Raw genomic sequence first — 15,295 nt, 5'->3', positions numbered from 1 at the left:
TTTGCATTGGGATACTCGTTAGAGTTAATTTAGCAGGTAATTGCGTTGCATTTAGCAGTCCGTTACAATGTAATGAGCCGCTAAATGTGGGGCAATAAGTATCCAATTGGAACTAAACATATACCAAATTAGATTTGAAAAGAGATAAAATATGCCAGAAAAATTGCACAAAACAAGAATAGACCAACTTATTACACTTATTATCAAATGATTGTGTTTGCACATAAAATAAGGCTGTATTTTCATACAACGGTTTTTTATTTCAAAACAACTGATTCTCAGAATGGTTTTTGTACGATATTTTGCCACACACCACAAGTCTTCCGATGGATAAGAAAACTGTATGACATGAATCTTTTGGCATGGTGTTTGCATTGCAATAAAATGAAAACATTTAAATAAAACTATAATATGCAAAAAGGTAATATCGGGGTTACAACCGAGAACATATTCCCCGTTATCAAAAAGTTCTTATACTCAGATCATGAGATTTTTCTTCGTGAGATGGTTTCAAATGCCGTGGATGCTACGCAGAAAATAAAGACACTTGCTGATAAAGGCGAGTTTAAGGGCGAACTGGGTGACCTCACTGTAAAAGTAAATGTCGATGAAACAGCTGGTACGATAACTATCAGTGACCATGGCATTGGTATGACAGATGAAGAGATTGAGAAATATATAAATCAAATAGCATTTTCCGGCGTAAACGATTTTCTTGAAAAATACAAGGACAACGCCAATAATATAATAGGCCATTTCGGTCTTGGTTTCTACTCGTCATTTATGGTGAGCAAGAAAGTGGAGATAATAACGAGAAGTTATAAAGACGGAGCCAAAGCCGTAAAATGGAGTTGTGACGGAAGTCCGGCATACGAGATTGACAACACTGAAAAAGAAAACCGCGGCTCAGACATTATTCTTTATATAGATGATGACTGCAAGGAATTTTTAGAGAAAGGCAGGATTGAAAGCCTTTTGAATAAATATTGTAAATTCATGCCAGTACCAGTGGCTTGCGGAAAGAAAACGGAGTGGAAAGACGGAAAGAGTGTAGAAACAGATGAAGACAATATCATCAACAATGTGGAACCGCTATGGACCAAGACTCCAAGCACACTGAAAGACGAAGACTATAAGTCTTTTTACAGGACACTCTATCCCATGCAGGACGAGCCGATGTTTTGGATACATCTGAATGTTGACTATCCGTTCAATCTTACAGGTATATTATACTTCCCTAGAGTGAAGTCTAATATTGATTTACAGCGAAACAAAATTCAGTTGTATTGCAATCAGGTATTTGTCACAGATCAGGTAGAAGGCATAGTGCCAGAGTTTCTTACCTTGCTTCACGGTGTTATTGACTCTCCTGACATTCCTTTGAATGTCAGCCGCTCATACCTTCAAAGTGATCGCGATGTGAAGAAGATTTCGACTTATATCACTAAAAAAGTTAGCGACCGCTTGCAAAGTATATTCAAAGAAGACAGAAAAGGATATGAGGATAAATGGAATGACTTGAAACTTTTTATCAACTATGGTATGCTCAGTGAGGAAAGCTTCTATGACAAGGCCAAAGATTTCGCACTTTTGAAAGACTGTGACAACAAATATTTCACTTTTGAGGAGTACAAGACACTGATAAAAGATAACCAGACAGACAAAGACGGACAATTGGTATATCTGTACTCAACTGACAGGGAAGAGCAATACAGTTATATAGAAACAGCAAAAGCAAAGGGATATAGTGTGCTCCTCCTCGACGGTCAACTCGATGTGCCTGTCGTTTCAATGCTTGAACAGAAATTTGAGAAGAGCCGGTTCACACGTGTCGATAGCGATATAGTGGAAAGACTGATTGTCAAAGAAGAATTGAAGAAGAGCGAGCTTAGCGATGATGAACGTGATAATCTTTCTACGGTATTCCGCTCTCAGATTCCCAACATAGATAAAGTGGAATTTTATGTAGAGACGCAAAGTCTTGGAGAATCAGGCGCTCCGGTGATGATTACCCAAAATGAGTATATGCGCCGAATGAAAGAGATGAGCCGTTATCAGGCTGGCATGAGTTTCTATGCACAGATGCCTGACAGCTACAATCTGGTCTTAAACAGCGATCATCCGCTGATAAAGAGAGTCTTGGACGATAGCGAGACAAAGAACAAGGAAGCACTGTCACCCGTATTGAGCGAACTCAAAGGTTTGCAAGCACGTCTCGCAGCCATACACCAGAGTCAGGATAAGAAGAAACAAGAAGAAATCACTCAAGAGGAAAAAGACGACCTGCACAATACCGAAAAAGCAATCGAGACAGAGAAAGAGAAGAAAAAGGATATTTTGGCCGGTTATGCAAAGAGCAATGACATTGTCCGCCAACTTATAGACTTGGCCTTGTTACAGAACGGCATGCTGAAAGGTGCTTCACTTGATGCATTCCTGAAACGTTCTGTCAGTCTAATCAAATGACAATGACAAAGATTGAAAATACAAAAAGCCGCTTATGATAACATAAGCGGCTTTTTATCGTCTAAAAAAATAATAATAAAAGCGGAAAGTGAGGGATTCAAACCCCCGATACCCGCAATGGGTATACCGGATTTCGAGTCCAGCGCATTCGGTCACTCTGCCAACTTTCCTTTCCGTGTGCAAAGGTAATATTTATTTCCTTAATCACAAAATTATTCAAAAGATAATTTGTTCAACCTTGCACGCAGTTGCTCGGCTTCCGACTTTCGGATGCTTAATTTTATCTCGCAAGTATTATCGTATGTCTGAGCCACTATTCGCGGAGACATGTCTTTTATTATCTTCATGACATCATTCATCATGACATAAGGAAAATTATATGTCACTTCTTCCTCCACAAGACGGATCTCTACTTCAGAATTAGCTATTGCATTGGCTGCCGCGGCACGGTAAGCGACTATTAATCCGCTTGTACCGAGATTTACTCCGCCATAGTATCGCACGACAACGACGAGTATATCTGTCAGTTCGGAACTGTTTATCTGTCCAAGTATTGGTTTTCCGGCCGTGCTGCTTGGCTCACCGTCATCATTGGCACGATAGTCATTGCGTTCCGCACCAAGCATGTACGCATAACACACATGACGCGCATCGTAATACTTTTTGCGGTACATTGTCAATAATGACTTTATCTCTTCAAGCGAAGTGACGTGATGACAAAAAGCGAGGAACTTACTCCGTTTCTCGGTGTAATATCCCTCGCCTGTTTTATCCGTTATGGTTTTATATGTATCTGTCATTAAAATGTTGATACAGAATGGATTATTTCAGTTTGACTAATCGGATAATTTATGAATAATCAATCCCGAACGCAACTTTGGCTCAAACCATGTGGCCTTCGGGGGCATTATCTTTCCACTGTCGGCAATATCCATTATCTGTTGCATTGAGACAGGATAAAGAGCCAAAGCCATCTTCATCTCACCGCTGTCGACCCGACGTTTAAGTTCTTCCAGTCCCCTCAATCCACCGACAAAGTCTATGCGCTTGTCACTACGCAGGTCTTTTATACCGAGAAGTTCGTCCAAAATAAGTCTGCTTGAAATGTCTACGTCAAGAACTCCGATTGGATCAGCCTCATTATATGTACCCTCCTTGGCTTCAAGGCGATACCAATGCTCTTCCATATAGAGTGAGAATTCATGCAATTTAGCCGGCTTATATACTTCCGTGCCCTTATCTTCAACAACAAAATTCTTGCCTAACGCTGAGAGGAACTCGCTCTTTGTCATGCCGTTTAAGTCTGTCACAACACGGTTATAATCAAGAATTGTCAGTTGAGATGCCTGAAAACACACAGCCATGAAATAATTATACTCTTCATCCCCGGTATGATTGGGATTTTGTTTTGCCTTCTCCGCACCTACAAGAGCAGCTGCAGCAGAACGATGATGTCCATCGGCTATATACAAACTCGGCATTTTGGCAAATTCGGTAGTGATTGTTTCAATATCATCCGAATTATCGATAATCCATAATTGGTGACGGAAACCATCAATAGGAGCGATAAAATCATATTCCGGCTGTGTGGAAGCGTACCGCATTATCAATTTATCCATGGCCTCATTATCTGGATATGCGAAAAAGACAGGTTCTATATTGGCATTGTTTATTCGAACATGCCTCATACGATCCTCTTCCTTATCCCTACGTGTAAGTTCATGTTTCTTGATTATACCTGTCATATAATCGTCCACATAGGCTCCAACGACAAGACCATATTGAGTTTTGCCATTCATGGTTTGTGCATAAATATAATACAACTCTTTGTCGTCCTGCCTTAACCATCCGTTGTCTTGGAATTTCTTGAAGTTCTCTACGGCTTTCTCGTAAACACGTGAATCATATTCGCTCGTATTAGGCTCAAAATCAATTTCAGGCTTGATGATATGATATAAACTCATTTCATTGTCTCCGGCCTCGATTCGTGCCTCATCGGAATTGAGTACATCGTAAGGACGTGACTCCACCCTCTCCACAAGTTCCTTTGGTGGACGTATACCTTTAAACGGTTTTATTCTTGCCATATAAATATTATTTGTTCACCTGAAACTTTGTATCACCTGTAGCAAAGAAAGCATTAATCTGCCTTGCGGCGGCAATACCGGCATTCGTATTCGCTTCCGCCGTCTGTGCTCCCATTTTCTTCGGTGTAGAGAAATAACGCCCCTCAAACTTAGCAAACTCCGCATCCTTATCAGGCTTGATATCGCTGACATACTTAATATCCTCACGCTCTGACATCAACTTCAAAAGACCGTCTTCATCGACAATCTCTTTACGGGCTGTATTGACAAGAACTGCACCTTTCTTCATCATACTGACAACATCATAATTGATGCTCCCTTTTGTTTCGGCTGTTGCAGGAATATGGAGGGAAACCACATCACAAAGTTTAAACAAGTCATCCGAACTGTCAACGGCTTTTGCACCGCCGTTCTCTATTGCCTCCTTGGAGCAATAGGCATCGTAAGCATAAACATCCATGCCAAAACCGGTAGCGATACGGGCTACATTCCGTCCGACATTGCCGAAAGCAAGTATTCCAAGTTTTTTACCTTTTAATTCCGTTCCAGATTTACCATTATAAAAACTACGAACAGCAAATACAAGCATACCGAATACTAGTTCGGCAACGGCATTGGCATTCTGACCTGGAGTATTTTCCACCACAATATTCTTTTGCTTGGCAAATTCTGTATCAATGGAATCATATCCGGCACCCGCCCTTACTATGATCTTCATGTTGTTTGCCACGTCCAATACGTCTGCTGATATTTTATCGGAACGCACAATCATTGCATCAGCATCCTTAACCGCATCTAACAATTGCGCTTTATCCGTATACTTCTCCAACAAAATAACGTCATGTCCTGCAGATTCAAGTTCAGCCTTTATGCCGTCTACGGCAGCCGCCGCAAACGGTTTCTCAGTTGCAATCAATACCTTCATATTTATTCTTTCTTTACTTTATATAAATAAAAAGTCAGGGCGGAACACTCCGCCCTGACAATGATACAAAACAATTAATGTTGAGCTTCAAATTCTTTCATACACTGTACAAGAGCATTAACGCCTTCTATTGTCTGTGCGTTATAGCAACTTGCCCTGAAACCACCCACGCTCCTATGGCCTTTTATGCCGACCATGCCTTTGGATGTTGCATATTCAAAGAACGGTTTTTCCAATTCCGCATATTCTTCATTCATCACAAAGCAGATATTCATAACCGAACGGTCTTCCTCTTTCACGGTTCCACGGAATAACTTATTACGTTCTATTTCTCCATAAAGTATATCCGCACGTTGCAATGCCAACTTATCCATAGCCTCTACACCTCCATTAGCTTTTATCCAACGCAAAGTTTCAAGAGCCGAATAAATCGGAACGACGGGAGGAGTATTGAACATCGAACCTTTTTCCACGTGTGTCAGATAATTAAGCATCGTAGGTATCTGTCTAGGTGCCTTGCCCAATTTCTCATTCTTTACAATAACCAAAGTGACACCTGCCATTGCCAGATTTTTCTGTGCTCCCGCATAGATACAGTCATATTTCTTGACATCAACCGGACGGCTGAATATATCTGATGACATATCTGCAATCAAAGGAACATTCACGTCAATATCCTTACGTATCTCAGTGCCGTAGATGGTATTGTTTGTGGTTATATGAAGATAATCCACATCTTCCGGACAAGTCCAATCCTTAGGAATAAATGTGTAGTTGGCATCAGCGGAAGAAGCTACTTCTATTACCTCACCGAAAAGTTTGGCTTCTTTCATTGCTTTCTTCGCCCATGTACCCGTATTCAAGTATGCGGCTTTATTAATAAGGAAGTTATATGGTATCATGCAGAATTCAAGAGAAGCTCCACCGCCTAAAAATACAACCGAATATCCATCCGGTATTTGCAATAATTCCTTGATGAGCGCCTCCGCTTCATCTATTACAGGCTGAAAATCCTTTGCCCGATGACTGATCTCCATCAGGGAAAGACCGGAACCGTTGAAGTCTAAACACTGCTTAGCGGTATTTTCAATCACTTCACGTGGGAGCATTGATGGACCTGCATTAAAGTTGTACTTCTTCATATTAATGTTGATTAAAGTATTATGTAAATATATTCTTTATATCTATTAAAATCTGTCTGCGAAGTTATAGTTTTTATTTCAAATTACAAAATAATTTAACAGAAATATATCTATTCCTTACTTTTTGAATTATTTGATAAATTCTACTATTGTTTTGATTCCTTTTATCTTCTCACCGTTAACCGCATATAACACATCATCTACCTTATTTCTGGATATTGCAACATAAGTATATCTGTCCTTTACATCAATCTGCCCAATATCATTTGCGGCTATTCCACCTTTCTTGCACAGAAATCCGACAATATCCCCCTTACTTATCTTATCCTTCTTACCTTTACCGATATAAAGAGTTGCCATTTTAGGCAATGAAGGCTTTGGCACAGCCTCTTTTATTGAATAAGAAGCACATTTGTCATCTACATAATCCGGCAATATCTCATCCGGTCCTAATATAAAGAATACGTTTCCTTCAGATTTCCATCGTGCTGTACGTCCGATACGATGTATGTACTCTTCCTTACCGTATGGTAACTGATAGTGAATTATATTATTTATATCTTTAATGTCTATTCCGCGAGAAGCCAAATCTGTAGCCACAAGTATATTTGCAGAGCCATTACTAAATTTATACAAAGCATCTTCTCGCTGCTTTTGCTCTAATCCGCCATGAAAAAGACTTACCACAAACCCTTGAGTTCCCAGATATTTGGCCACACGCTCAACGCTCTCCCTATGATTTAAAAATACGATAGAGTTTTGTGCGCCAAATGAACAAATCAAATTATTCAATGTCTCTAATTTATCTTTTATCGGACTATTTACCTTATGAAAATTTACACGTTGTGATATGCCGTTATCTTCATTTATGTAATTTAGTCTTATTGCATTTGATATTTTGATGAATTCAGGTATTTCCTTTGCATCAGTAGCCGAAAGTAAAATCCTACGGTTTATCCCGGGGAGGCTCTTTAACAACTTAGACATCTCATTATGAAATCCCATTTCAAGGCATTTGTCAAACTCATCTATCACAATATACCGTATTGCGTAAGGAGATATATTACCTTTATTAATATGATCGTTTAATCGTCCGGGGGTACCAAATACTATTTGTGGGCAGGACTGCTTCATGGCACGGTGTTCATCCATGGCCGGGCGTCCGCCATAACAACTTGCGGAAGAAATATTTGTTTTTAAACTCTTTAATACTTTATCTGATTGATGGGCAAGTTCCCTACCTGGAACAACAACGAGCGCTTGTACGCTGCTATTATCACGGTCAAGTTTTTCTATCAAGGCCAACATATATGCCAAAGTTTTACCTGTACCAGTAGGTGATAGAACGACCACATCTTTATCCGTATTCATAATGGCATCATAAGATTCTTTTTGCATTCCACTAAGTTCGGATATTCCTAATTTCCCTAATATATCATTTATTTTCATTTCTTTCTTATTTTTTTTAAATCATATAATATGAAGTTCATTTATATGACCATTATTCAATTCATAAATACCGGTAGGAGTCTTTCTTTTCAATATCTCCATATCAAAATCCTTACCAACAACTATTCCTGACGCACGAAGGATATTCTCTATGGTCTTTCTGGCAAGTTCCGGATGATTGTTCTCTTCACTCAAATGACACAACCATACTTTCTTTAGATTTTCCGTTGCGTTCTCTACAAGAGCATGGGCACATGCGGAATTACTCAAATGTCCTTTCCCACTTAATATCCTTGACTTCAAATATTGCGGATATGCCCCGTTAAGAACCATCTCCTCATCATGGTTTGCCTCTATAACAAGATAATTTGCTTTTCGTATATAAGCCTTCATTTCATCTGTAACCAACCCTGCATCTGTTATCAAACAGAATACAACATTTCCATGCTCAATACAATACCCCACATTATCCGCACTGTCATGCGGAACTTCAAAAGGGGTAATTCTGAATTCCCCAATTTCAAGTTCTTCACTCTTCTGTAAGTAATGGACATGCTCGGTATTTATTTTGTGGTGCACACAATAATTACGCCTAATCCCTTGATGCACCTCTCTTGTTGTGTAAACATGGATATTATTCTCATGGCTTATGCATCCGACAGATTTAACATGGTCGGCATGATCATGTGTTATAAGTATATTTCGAACTTTAGATATACTCAGACCGTAATCTTTAAAGTGTTTTTTCAGTGTTCTTATGCCGACTCCGGCATCTATCAGTAATCCATCCGTCGCAGTATACAAGTAATAACAATTACCACTGCTACCACTGCCAAAGGATATAAAATTCAGCATTTTGTTATTATTTTGTGCAAAAGTAACAAAAAACTGAATGATAACCAAATGATTTTGGTAACTTTGCGAGGCTTAATTTATAAAGTCAATGTTCATATTATGAAATTAAAACTGTTTATATCCACTCTATGCATAATGAGTATAATAGGCTGTCAAGAATCGGAAGAAACGAAAATAAAGGATTGTATAATGTCCTTTGGAAAAGCGTTTTTCAACTATAATATGAAAGAAACGTTAGGATTATGTACTCCGGAAAGCAAAAAGCATATAGCATACTTGTCTTCTATCATAACAGAAGATGATTTGAGTATTTTGAAATCCAATCCTGAAGAAGCTCAAATAGAGATAAAAAACATACAAATGAGTAGTGGAGACACTTCTTGTATTACCACAATAGAGATTGATAATTGGCTTTCTATTTATTCAATCGACAACCCCGGAAAATTTATTAACAGAAGAACTCTTACTTTAAAACTCGTCAAGCGGAATGGAAAATGGCTGGTTGATTTCAGAAAGGAAGACCTACCGCAAAATGAAAAGTCAAATCCCGACTGAGTTTTGGATTTATTATCGGATAATGTTCTTTTTTTGTTGTGTAGACAGGATTTACCGCTTTCATGCCGAAATCAAATCGCAATATGAAATAATCAAAGTTAAAACGCAATCCCATACCATAGCTAACCGCCATATCTTTGACAAAATGATCAAATCTAAACATTCCTCCTTGTTGCTCTGGGTACTCTCTTAATGTCCAAATATTGCCTGCGTCCACAAACAACGCCCCATTAAACTTCCAGAACAAGTGAGTCCTATACTCTATATTCAAATCTATTTTCATGTCACCTGTCTGGTTGATGAAATTTATATTTCCATCACGTTCGACATACCTTCCTGGGCCCAGCCCTCTGACGTTCCAACCTCTTACACTGTTTGCGCCTCCTGAGAAATAACGTTTCTCAAAAGGAAGTATTGTGCTATTTCCATAGGGATAAGCCACTCCAATACCAAAATGAAAAACAAGAGTGTTGTTATAATCGATCTTCCAGTTTTTAGTATATTCAAAATCAGCCTTCGCGTATTGTGCAAAAGCGATATTGAAAAGTTGATATACCCCCAAATCATTTCGGGACGCCCCTAAAACATGTGAGCTGAGATTTAGTAAATTTCCGGCAGTCTCAGCGTAAGCCTTTATTGCATATCTACCATTATTATAAGAATATCCAAGTCCGAATTTCATTATGAACAAGTTTTCATAATTATATCTCAATATAGCATTGCGACTTGTAGCATTCTCTAAATAGTCTGTTCTGAATCTTTCGGATATCCATGGCATGGATACATAATTCAAATCAAGCAGATCAATTTGATATTTATCATGATGGTTTGCATCATTCCATTTATATCTCCATGCGGCAGACAAGACTCGCCTGTGATATTCCGGACGGTTTTGCAGATTATATGATATTGAAACTTCTGATGTGGCAGTTACCCTACGCCTGAATTTTCTTGAAAGAAAAGGAGCTATAAAACGGGGAAAAAGCAAACGGGCTTCCGCTCCATATTCTTCAAAATTCTCATTGGCATATCCTTCCAAACCCTTTATCGCCTCGTATGCCCCGCGAAATTCCAGACTGAGCAACTCCGAACCGCGAAACAGGTTTTTTGTTTGATACGTAAGACTTAAAGCCGCTCCCAAATCTCCTGCCGTATTTGTTCCTTCCGGCTGAAAGCTTATTGTACTCGGCTTATTGGTGCTTATCTGAATTCTACAATCCAAAAGCGAACTGTCGGGAATTTCTCTAAAACCGATATTTGTATATTTGACAGCCTGCAAGCGCCCGAAATGATTGTATGTCTTTTGCAATTCCTTAGCGGAATAAGGTTGCCCCGACTCAATAAAAGTATTGTTTATAAGCACTTTTTTACGAAGATGTATTACGCTGTCTTCAGGGTCACCGCTTTGGAATACAACATTTCGTATGGTATAACGTCTGTGTAATGTATCATCTTTCTGATTTTGGTCTTGGTATTTATGCAGCAAAAGCGTGAGATTGATATCTTTCGAACCACTCACAGTATCGGCATTATAAGTTATAAAATCTTTATTAAACCTATAATATCCGTTATTTATCAATTTGTCTACTATTCTTTTACGTTCCTGGTCAAGGCTATTCACATTGAACACCGTTCCCGGTCGTAGTCCGCGAACAAAATTTTTGTCAGCTTTCAGCAAACCGGCAATTACAGTATCTCTTATATCATATTTTATATCTTTTATCACGTATGGTTCACCAGGAAAAACCAGATAAGTGATATCGATCTTTTTCCCTTTCTTCCTTGTCGAAACGGCAATATCGGCATCAAGATATCCGTCATTGCGCATTTTTGCCCGCAAGTCGTTGCAAGATTGAATCGCTTTTAAAGAATCATAAAGAATGGGGGCTTCACCCATTGATTTCAATATCCTGTTTATCCACTTGCTACTATCACGTCCTGAAACGGAATATGTAGCCAACGGTATCTTTAAAGTTGAGAACCAACTTGAATTGCTCTTTTGGCGGACATAATTCTTCAAATGATTTACATTTGTCTTGTTTCCCGCCTCCCCATTCTTTATATTAATATCATTAAGTAAAAAACTACCATCAGGCACATATTTTGTGCTTGAACAGGAAGCCAAACCAATGACACACAAAAACGTACAAATATATAGATAGTATCGCATTAATATCTTTTAAAGTTGCAAAGTTAAAACTTTATTCGTAATTTTGCTGAATATTTAAAGACTTTTTGCAAAATCAAAATTGGATTATGATTAGTAAGAATATCATAAAGTACGTTCATTCATTGGAGCAAAAAAAAAATCGTAAGACCGAAGGACTGTTCGTGGCCGAGGGACCGAAAGTAGTAGGAGATCTGATGCGTCGCAACATCCCTGTTACAATCATAGCCACTGCCGAATGGATAAACGGTAATAATCCGAATTGTGGAAATATCATCGAAGTGAATGAAGAAGAACTGCGGAAGGTCAGTTTTTTACGGCACCCCCAACAAGTTTTGGCATTATTTCCCATTCCGGATAAAAACTTACCTGCACCTGTGTCTGAAATGCCTGCTGACAAACTTTATATCGCCCTTGACGGAGTGCAAGATCCCGGCAATCTTGGCACAATAATACGGATAGCCGATTGGTTTGGCATAGACACCATACTTTGCAGTCATGACACAGCGGATGCTTACAATCCGAAAGTTGTCCAGGCAACAATGGGAAGCATTGCCGGAGTGCATTTGCTTTATACAGATCTTGCGGATACTTTAAGCCGGCTCAGCTGTAAAATGTCTATATACGGTACTTTGCTGGAAGGAAAGGATATATATAAAGAAGAATTGTCCTCAAACGGAGTTATAGTTTTCGGCAACGAAGGCAAAGGCATTTCACCTACTATACGCAGATTGATTGATCATGAGATATTGATACCTTGTTTTAACAGCGGCAACACAGCCGAAAGCCTCAATGTGGCTATTGCAACCGCCATAACCTGCTCTGAGTTCAGAAGACGCTGATTGCAATCGTTTGCATAGAAAAAAACATTGGCATATAAGGCATTTGCTTCTTATTTATTATATTTGTAACCAGATTGTTATATGTTAATTTTTAAACAGAAGAAATATATCTTATGGAAAGAACATGGAGATGGTTTGGCAGGAATGACAAAATAACCCTTGCCATGCTACGTGAAATCGGTGTGGAAGGTATTGTCACGGCCTTACACGATGTACCGAACGGCGAGATTTGGACTCGTGAGAAGATACGTGAATTGCGTGAATACATCGAAAGCTACGGCATGCGCTGGTCTGTTGTCGAGAGTCTGCCTGTTTGCGAAAGCATTAAGTATGGAGGTGAAGACCGTGATCTGTTAATTGAGAATTACAAGGAAAGTCTGAAAAACCTGTCCCTTGAGGGCATTCATACCATTTGCTACAATTTTATGCCCGTATTAGACTGGGCACGCACAGATCTTTCCCATCCCAATCCTAATGGCACGACAAATCTTTATTTCTCACATGCTCAGTTTGCTTATTTCGATATTTACATCTTGAAACGCGACGGAGCGAAGAGCGACTGGACAAAAGAAGTATTGGAAGAGGTAGAGGAGTTGAGAAAGAAAATGACTCCACAAGATGAACATCGGCTTGTGGAAAACATTATCGTAAAAACTCAAGGATTTGTCAGCGGGAATATAAAGGAAGATGACGAACATCCAGTAGAGCTGTTCCGGCAACTGCTCGCTTTATACAAAGATATAGATAAGGCCAAACTGCGTGAGAACATGCGCTATTTCCTCAATGCCATCATGCCTACATGCGAAGAGTACGATATGTATATGTGTGTGCACCCCGACGATCCCCCATTCCCTATTCTCGGACTTCCGCGCATAGTCACATGCGATGAAGATATACAGTGGTTCCTCGATGCCGTTGATAATCCCCATAACGGATTAACATTCTGTGCCGGTTCCCTTTCGGCCGGCATGCACAACGATGTTGTGGCCTTAGCAAAGAAATATGCGGCACGTACATGGTTTGTACACCTCCGCTCATGCCATATATTCCCCAATGGCGATTTCACAGAAGCCTCTCATCTTGGCGGACGAGCCGATATCATTGAACTCGCAAGAATTTTCGAGAGCATTAATCCGAGCCTGCCCATGCGCGTAGACCATGGTATGACAATGCTTGGCGACGAAAACAGAGGATATAACGCCGGCTATTCGTTCCTCGGACGCATGTTCGCAATGGGACAAGTGCAGGGAATACTGGCTACAGTAGACAAAGAATTAGGTATAAATTATAAACAACCGGGATTTTTTCAATGAAAAATTTATTCAACATCAATGATTACGTGGTAGTAATCACAGGCGGAACGGGAGTGCTTGGTCGTGCAATAGCAAAATATTTGGCACTTAACGGTGCAAAAGTAATAATACTCGGCCGCAACGAGGAGGTGGGACAATCGGCTGCGGCAGACATTGTCGCTTACGGCGGTTCGTGCGAGTTCATGAAGACCGATGTGATGAATATCGATACAGTAAGGAAAAACCGTGACGATATTATGGCCAAATACGGCAGAATAGACACCCTGCTCAATGCAGCCGGAGGCAACATGGCAGGAGCGACAATCGGTCCTGACCAAAACTTTTTTGACCTTGATCCGGAGCAGTTCCAAAGAGTATTGTCTCTCAATCTTACCGGTACGGTAATACCCACACAGGTATTTCTCGAACCGATGACGTCTCAGGGCAAGGGCAGCATCATCAACTTCTCGTCCATGGCATCTTTCAGACCTATGACACGTGTTTGCGGTTATGCCGCGGCAAAAGCCGGAATAAGTAATTTCACCGCATTCATGGCCACGGAATGCGCCAAAAAATTCGGTGAGGGCATACGCGTGAACGCCATCGCTCCAGGATTTTTCATTACCGAGCAAAACCGCTCCTTGCTTACAAATCCTGACGGCACATATACCCAGCGCGGACAAGACGTAATACGCCAGACGCCTTTTGGCCGTATGGGGGATCCTGAAGAACTTTGCGGTACCATCCATTATCTGATGAGTGATGCGGCTAAGTTTGTCACAGGCACAGTCGCAGTAGTGGATGGCGGCTTCAATGCTTTTGCCATGTAATATTTGTTTTTAACAAACCTTATATCGTTATTTGTATAGAGTCCGGATTTGCAATATGGCATATTTATTTGTAAATTTGCGATAGAAACAACACAGGAAATATATACGAATATGATATTTAATTTACATAACAACAAGCCGGATTACATTAAGTTGATTTTACCACACCGTAAAATTTGACATCAGCGCCAGAATCCTACCTATAAATATAGGCCCGGTATATATCCGCAATTATGAAAAGCGAGGTCTCACAATCGTGCAAGACCTCGCTTTCTCATACTATAAATATTAAAATTTGGCCAGTAACAAGTATTTTATCGTGTTGCAACGGGATACTTATCACATTGTAACGAGCGTCTGAATGGATTCCGTTCGGTATCTAAATGCAAAGTAACGGATATCCCAATGCGACACAACCTCTCCAAGACCGGACACACATGGTATACAAATCATCTTTATATCAAAAATCGAAGCTCATTTTACCATTTCGATCTATATTGACACGTAAATTCACCGGTATAACGAATTGGTATATTATGATACATTATTTACAAAATACACTTGCATAGGCGTGAATTCAAACGGGAGACTATCAAAATTCATGAAACCGATGTTAATTTATTTTCAGAACTTTTGTTGTCTTTTGAAAAAAAAGACGTAACTTTGCGGTTATAAAATTAAAAAC

The 15,295-nt window shown here is 39.7% G+C and carries 12 protein-coding genes and 1 tRNA gene; 5 read left to right on the top strand and 8 right to left on the bottom strand.

The features are described 5' to 3' along the window. The first annotated feature begins 411 nt into the window (after positions 1-411). Positions 412-2,466 carry a molecular chaperone HtpG gene (htpG, locus tag MoGM_RS09650; RefSeq protein ID WP_104369871.1) on the top strand — a complete coding sequence of 685 codons (2,055 nt, stop codon included), beginning with the start codon at positions 412-414 and terminating at the stop codon, positions 2,464-2,466. An 82-nt stretch (positions 2,467-2,548) separates the two neighbouring features. Here the strand turns inward: htpG and MoGM_RS09645 are convergent. From MoGM_RS09645 to MoGM_RS09615, 7 genes are all read right to left on the bottom strand, one after another. Beyond that, positions 2,549-2,636, bottom strand: a tRNA-Ser gene (locus MoGM_RS09645). Positions 2,637-2,678: 42 nt separating this feature from the next. Then, positions 2,679-3,266 (bottom strand): YigZ family protein, encoded by a 588-nt coding sequence (locus MoGM_RS09640; RefSeq protein ID WP_104369870.1) that lies wholly within the window; start codon positions 3,264-3,266, stop codon positions 2,679-2,681. Positions 3,267-3,302: 36 nt separating this feature from the next. Then, complete coding sequence (locus MoGM_RS09635) at positions 3,303-4,553, bottom strand: DUF1015 domain-containing protein (protein ID WP_104369869.1); 1,251 nt, start codon at positions 4,551-4,553, stop codon at positions 3,303-3,305. Positions 4,554-4,560: 7 nt separating this feature from the next. After that, a complete protein-coding gene (locus tag MoGM_RS09630) occupies positions 4,561-5,478 on the bottom strand; it encodes a 3-phosphoglycerate dehydrogenase (protein ID WP_104369868.1) in 918 nt (305 codons plus the stop codon). A 74-nt stretch (positions 5,479-5,552) separates the two neighbouring features. Further along, entirely contained in the window at positions 5,553-6,620 is a 1,068-nt protein-coding gene (serC, locus tag MoGM_RS09625) for a 3-phosphoserine/phosphohydroxythreonine transaminase (RefSeq protein WP_104369867.1), read from the bottom strand. Between the two features lie 129 nt (positions 6,621-6,749). Further along, the gene (locus MoGM_RS09620; RefSeq protein WP_104369866.1) at positions 6,750-8,069 is read right to left on the bottom strand and encodes a DEAD/DEAH box helicase; all 1,320 of its coding nucleotides are present in this window, start codon (positions 8,067-8,069) and stop codon (positions 6,750-6,752) included. A gap of 21 nt (positions 8,070-8,090) precedes the next feature. Then, positions 8,091-8,924 carry an MBL fold metallo-hydrolase gene (locus MoGM_RS09615; protein ID WP_104369865.1) on the bottom strand — a complete coding sequence of 278 codons (834 nt, stop codon included), beginning with the start codon at positions 8,922-8,924 and terminating at the stop codon, positions 8,091-8,093. A gap of 135 nt (positions 8,925-9,059) precedes the next feature. Here MoGM_RS09615 and MoGM_RS09610 point away from each other — a divergent pair, with 135 nt between their 5' ends. Continuing rightward, complete coding sequence (locus MoGM_RS09610; RefSeq protein ID WP_146078716.1) at positions 9,060-9,479, top strand: hypothetical protein; 420 nt, start codon at positions 9,060-9,062, stop codon at positions 9,477-9,479. On the opposite strand, the gene MoGM_RS09605 is transcribed toward MoGM_RS09610, so the two are convergent. Further along, the gene (locus MoGM_RS09605; protein WP_104369863.1) at positions 9,433-11,649 is read right to left on the bottom strand and encodes a BamA/TamA family outer membrane protein; all 2,217 of its coding nucleotides are present in this window, start codon (positions 11,647-11,649) and stop codon (positions 9,433-9,435) included. The genes MoGM_RS09610 and MoGM_RS09605 overlap by 47 nt on opposite strands. A gap of 86 nt (positions 11,650-11,735) precedes the next feature. On the opposite strand from MoGM_RS09605, the gene MoGM_RS09600 reads away from it, so the two are divergent. The 3 genes from MoGM_RS09600 to MoGM_RS09590 all read left to right on the top strand — a co-directional run bounded on the left by MoGM_RS09600 (position 11,736) and on the right by MoGM_RS09590 (position 14,610). Continuing rightward, positions 11,736-12,488, top strand: a complete 753-nt coding sequence (locus tag MoGM_RS09600) for an RNA methyltransferase (protein WP_104369862.1) — start codon at positions 11,736-11,738, stop codon at positions 12,486-12,488. A gap of 113 nt (positions 12,489-12,601) precedes the next feature. Next, positions 12,602-13,801, top strand: a complete 1,200-nt coding sequence (gene uxuA / locus MoGM_RS09595) for a mannonate dehydratase (RefSeq protein WP_104369861.1) — start codon at positions 12,602-12,604, stop codon at positions 13,799-13,801. Beyond that, positions 13,798-14,610 (top strand): SDR family oxidoreductase, encoded by an 813-nt coding sequence (locus MoGM_RS09590; protein WP_104369860.1) that lies wholly within the window; start codon positions 13,798-13,800, stop codon positions 14,608-14,610. The genes uxuA and MoGM_RS09590 overlap by 4 nt, the downstream gene beginning before the upstream one ends. Positions 14,611-15,295 lie beyond the last annotated feature (685 nt).

The sequence above is a fragment of the Prevotella sp. MGM1 genome (genome assembly GCF_002933775.1).
Lineage (GTDB): Bacteria > Bacteroidota > Bacteroidia > Bacteroidales > Bacteroidaceae > Prevotella.
The sequence above is the reverse complement of the archived record's forward strand: the minus strand, read 5'-3'. Positions and strand labels throughout refer to the sequence as shown.

Coding starts and splice junctions, on each gene's coding strand:
- htpG (WP_104369871.1), top strand. CDS start 412: ATGCAAAAAGGTAATATCGGGGTTACAACCGAGAACATATTCCCCGTT.
- MoGM_RS09640 (WP_104369870.1), bottom strand. CDS start 3,266: ATGACAGATACATATAAAACCATAACGGATAAAACAGGCGAGGGATAT.
- MoGM_RS09635 (WP_104369869.1), bottom strand. CDS start 4,553: ATGGCAAGAATAAAACCGTTTAAAGGTATACGTCCACCAAAGGAACTT.
- MoGM_RS09630 (WP_104369868.1), bottom strand. CDS start 5,478: ATGAAGGTATTGATTGCAACTGAGAAACCGTTTGCGGCGGCTGCCGTA.
- serC (WP_104369867.1), bottom strand. CDS start 6,620: ATGAAGAAGTACAACTTTAATGCAGGTCCATCAATGCTCCCACGTGAA.
- MoGM_RS09620 (WP_104369866.1), bottom strand. CDS start 8,069: ATGAAAATAAATGATATATTAGGGAAATTAGGAATATCCGAACTTAGT.
- MoGM_RS09615 (WP_104369865.1), bottom strand. CDS start 8,924: ATGCTGAATTTTATATCCTTTGGCAGTGGTAGCAGTGGTAATTGTTAT.
- MoGM_RS09610 (WP_146078716.1), top strand. CDS start 9,060: ATGAGTATAATAGGCTGTCAAGAATCGGAAGAAACGAAAATAAAGGAT.
- MoGM_RS09605 (WP_104369863.1), bottom strand. CDS start 11,649: ATGCGATACTATCTATATATTTGTACGTTTTTGTGTGTCATTGGTTTG.
- MoGM_RS09600 (WP_104369862.1), top strand. CDS start 11,736: ATGATTAGTAAGAATATCATAAAGTACGTTCATTCATTGGAGCAAAAA.
- uxuA (WP_104369861.1), top strand. CDS start 12,602: ATGGAAAGAACATGGAGATGGTTTGGCAGGAATGACAAAATAACCCTT.
- MoGM_RS09590 (WP_104369860.1), top strand. CDS start 13,798: ATGAAAAATTTATTCAACATCAATGATTACGTGGTAGTAATCACAGGC.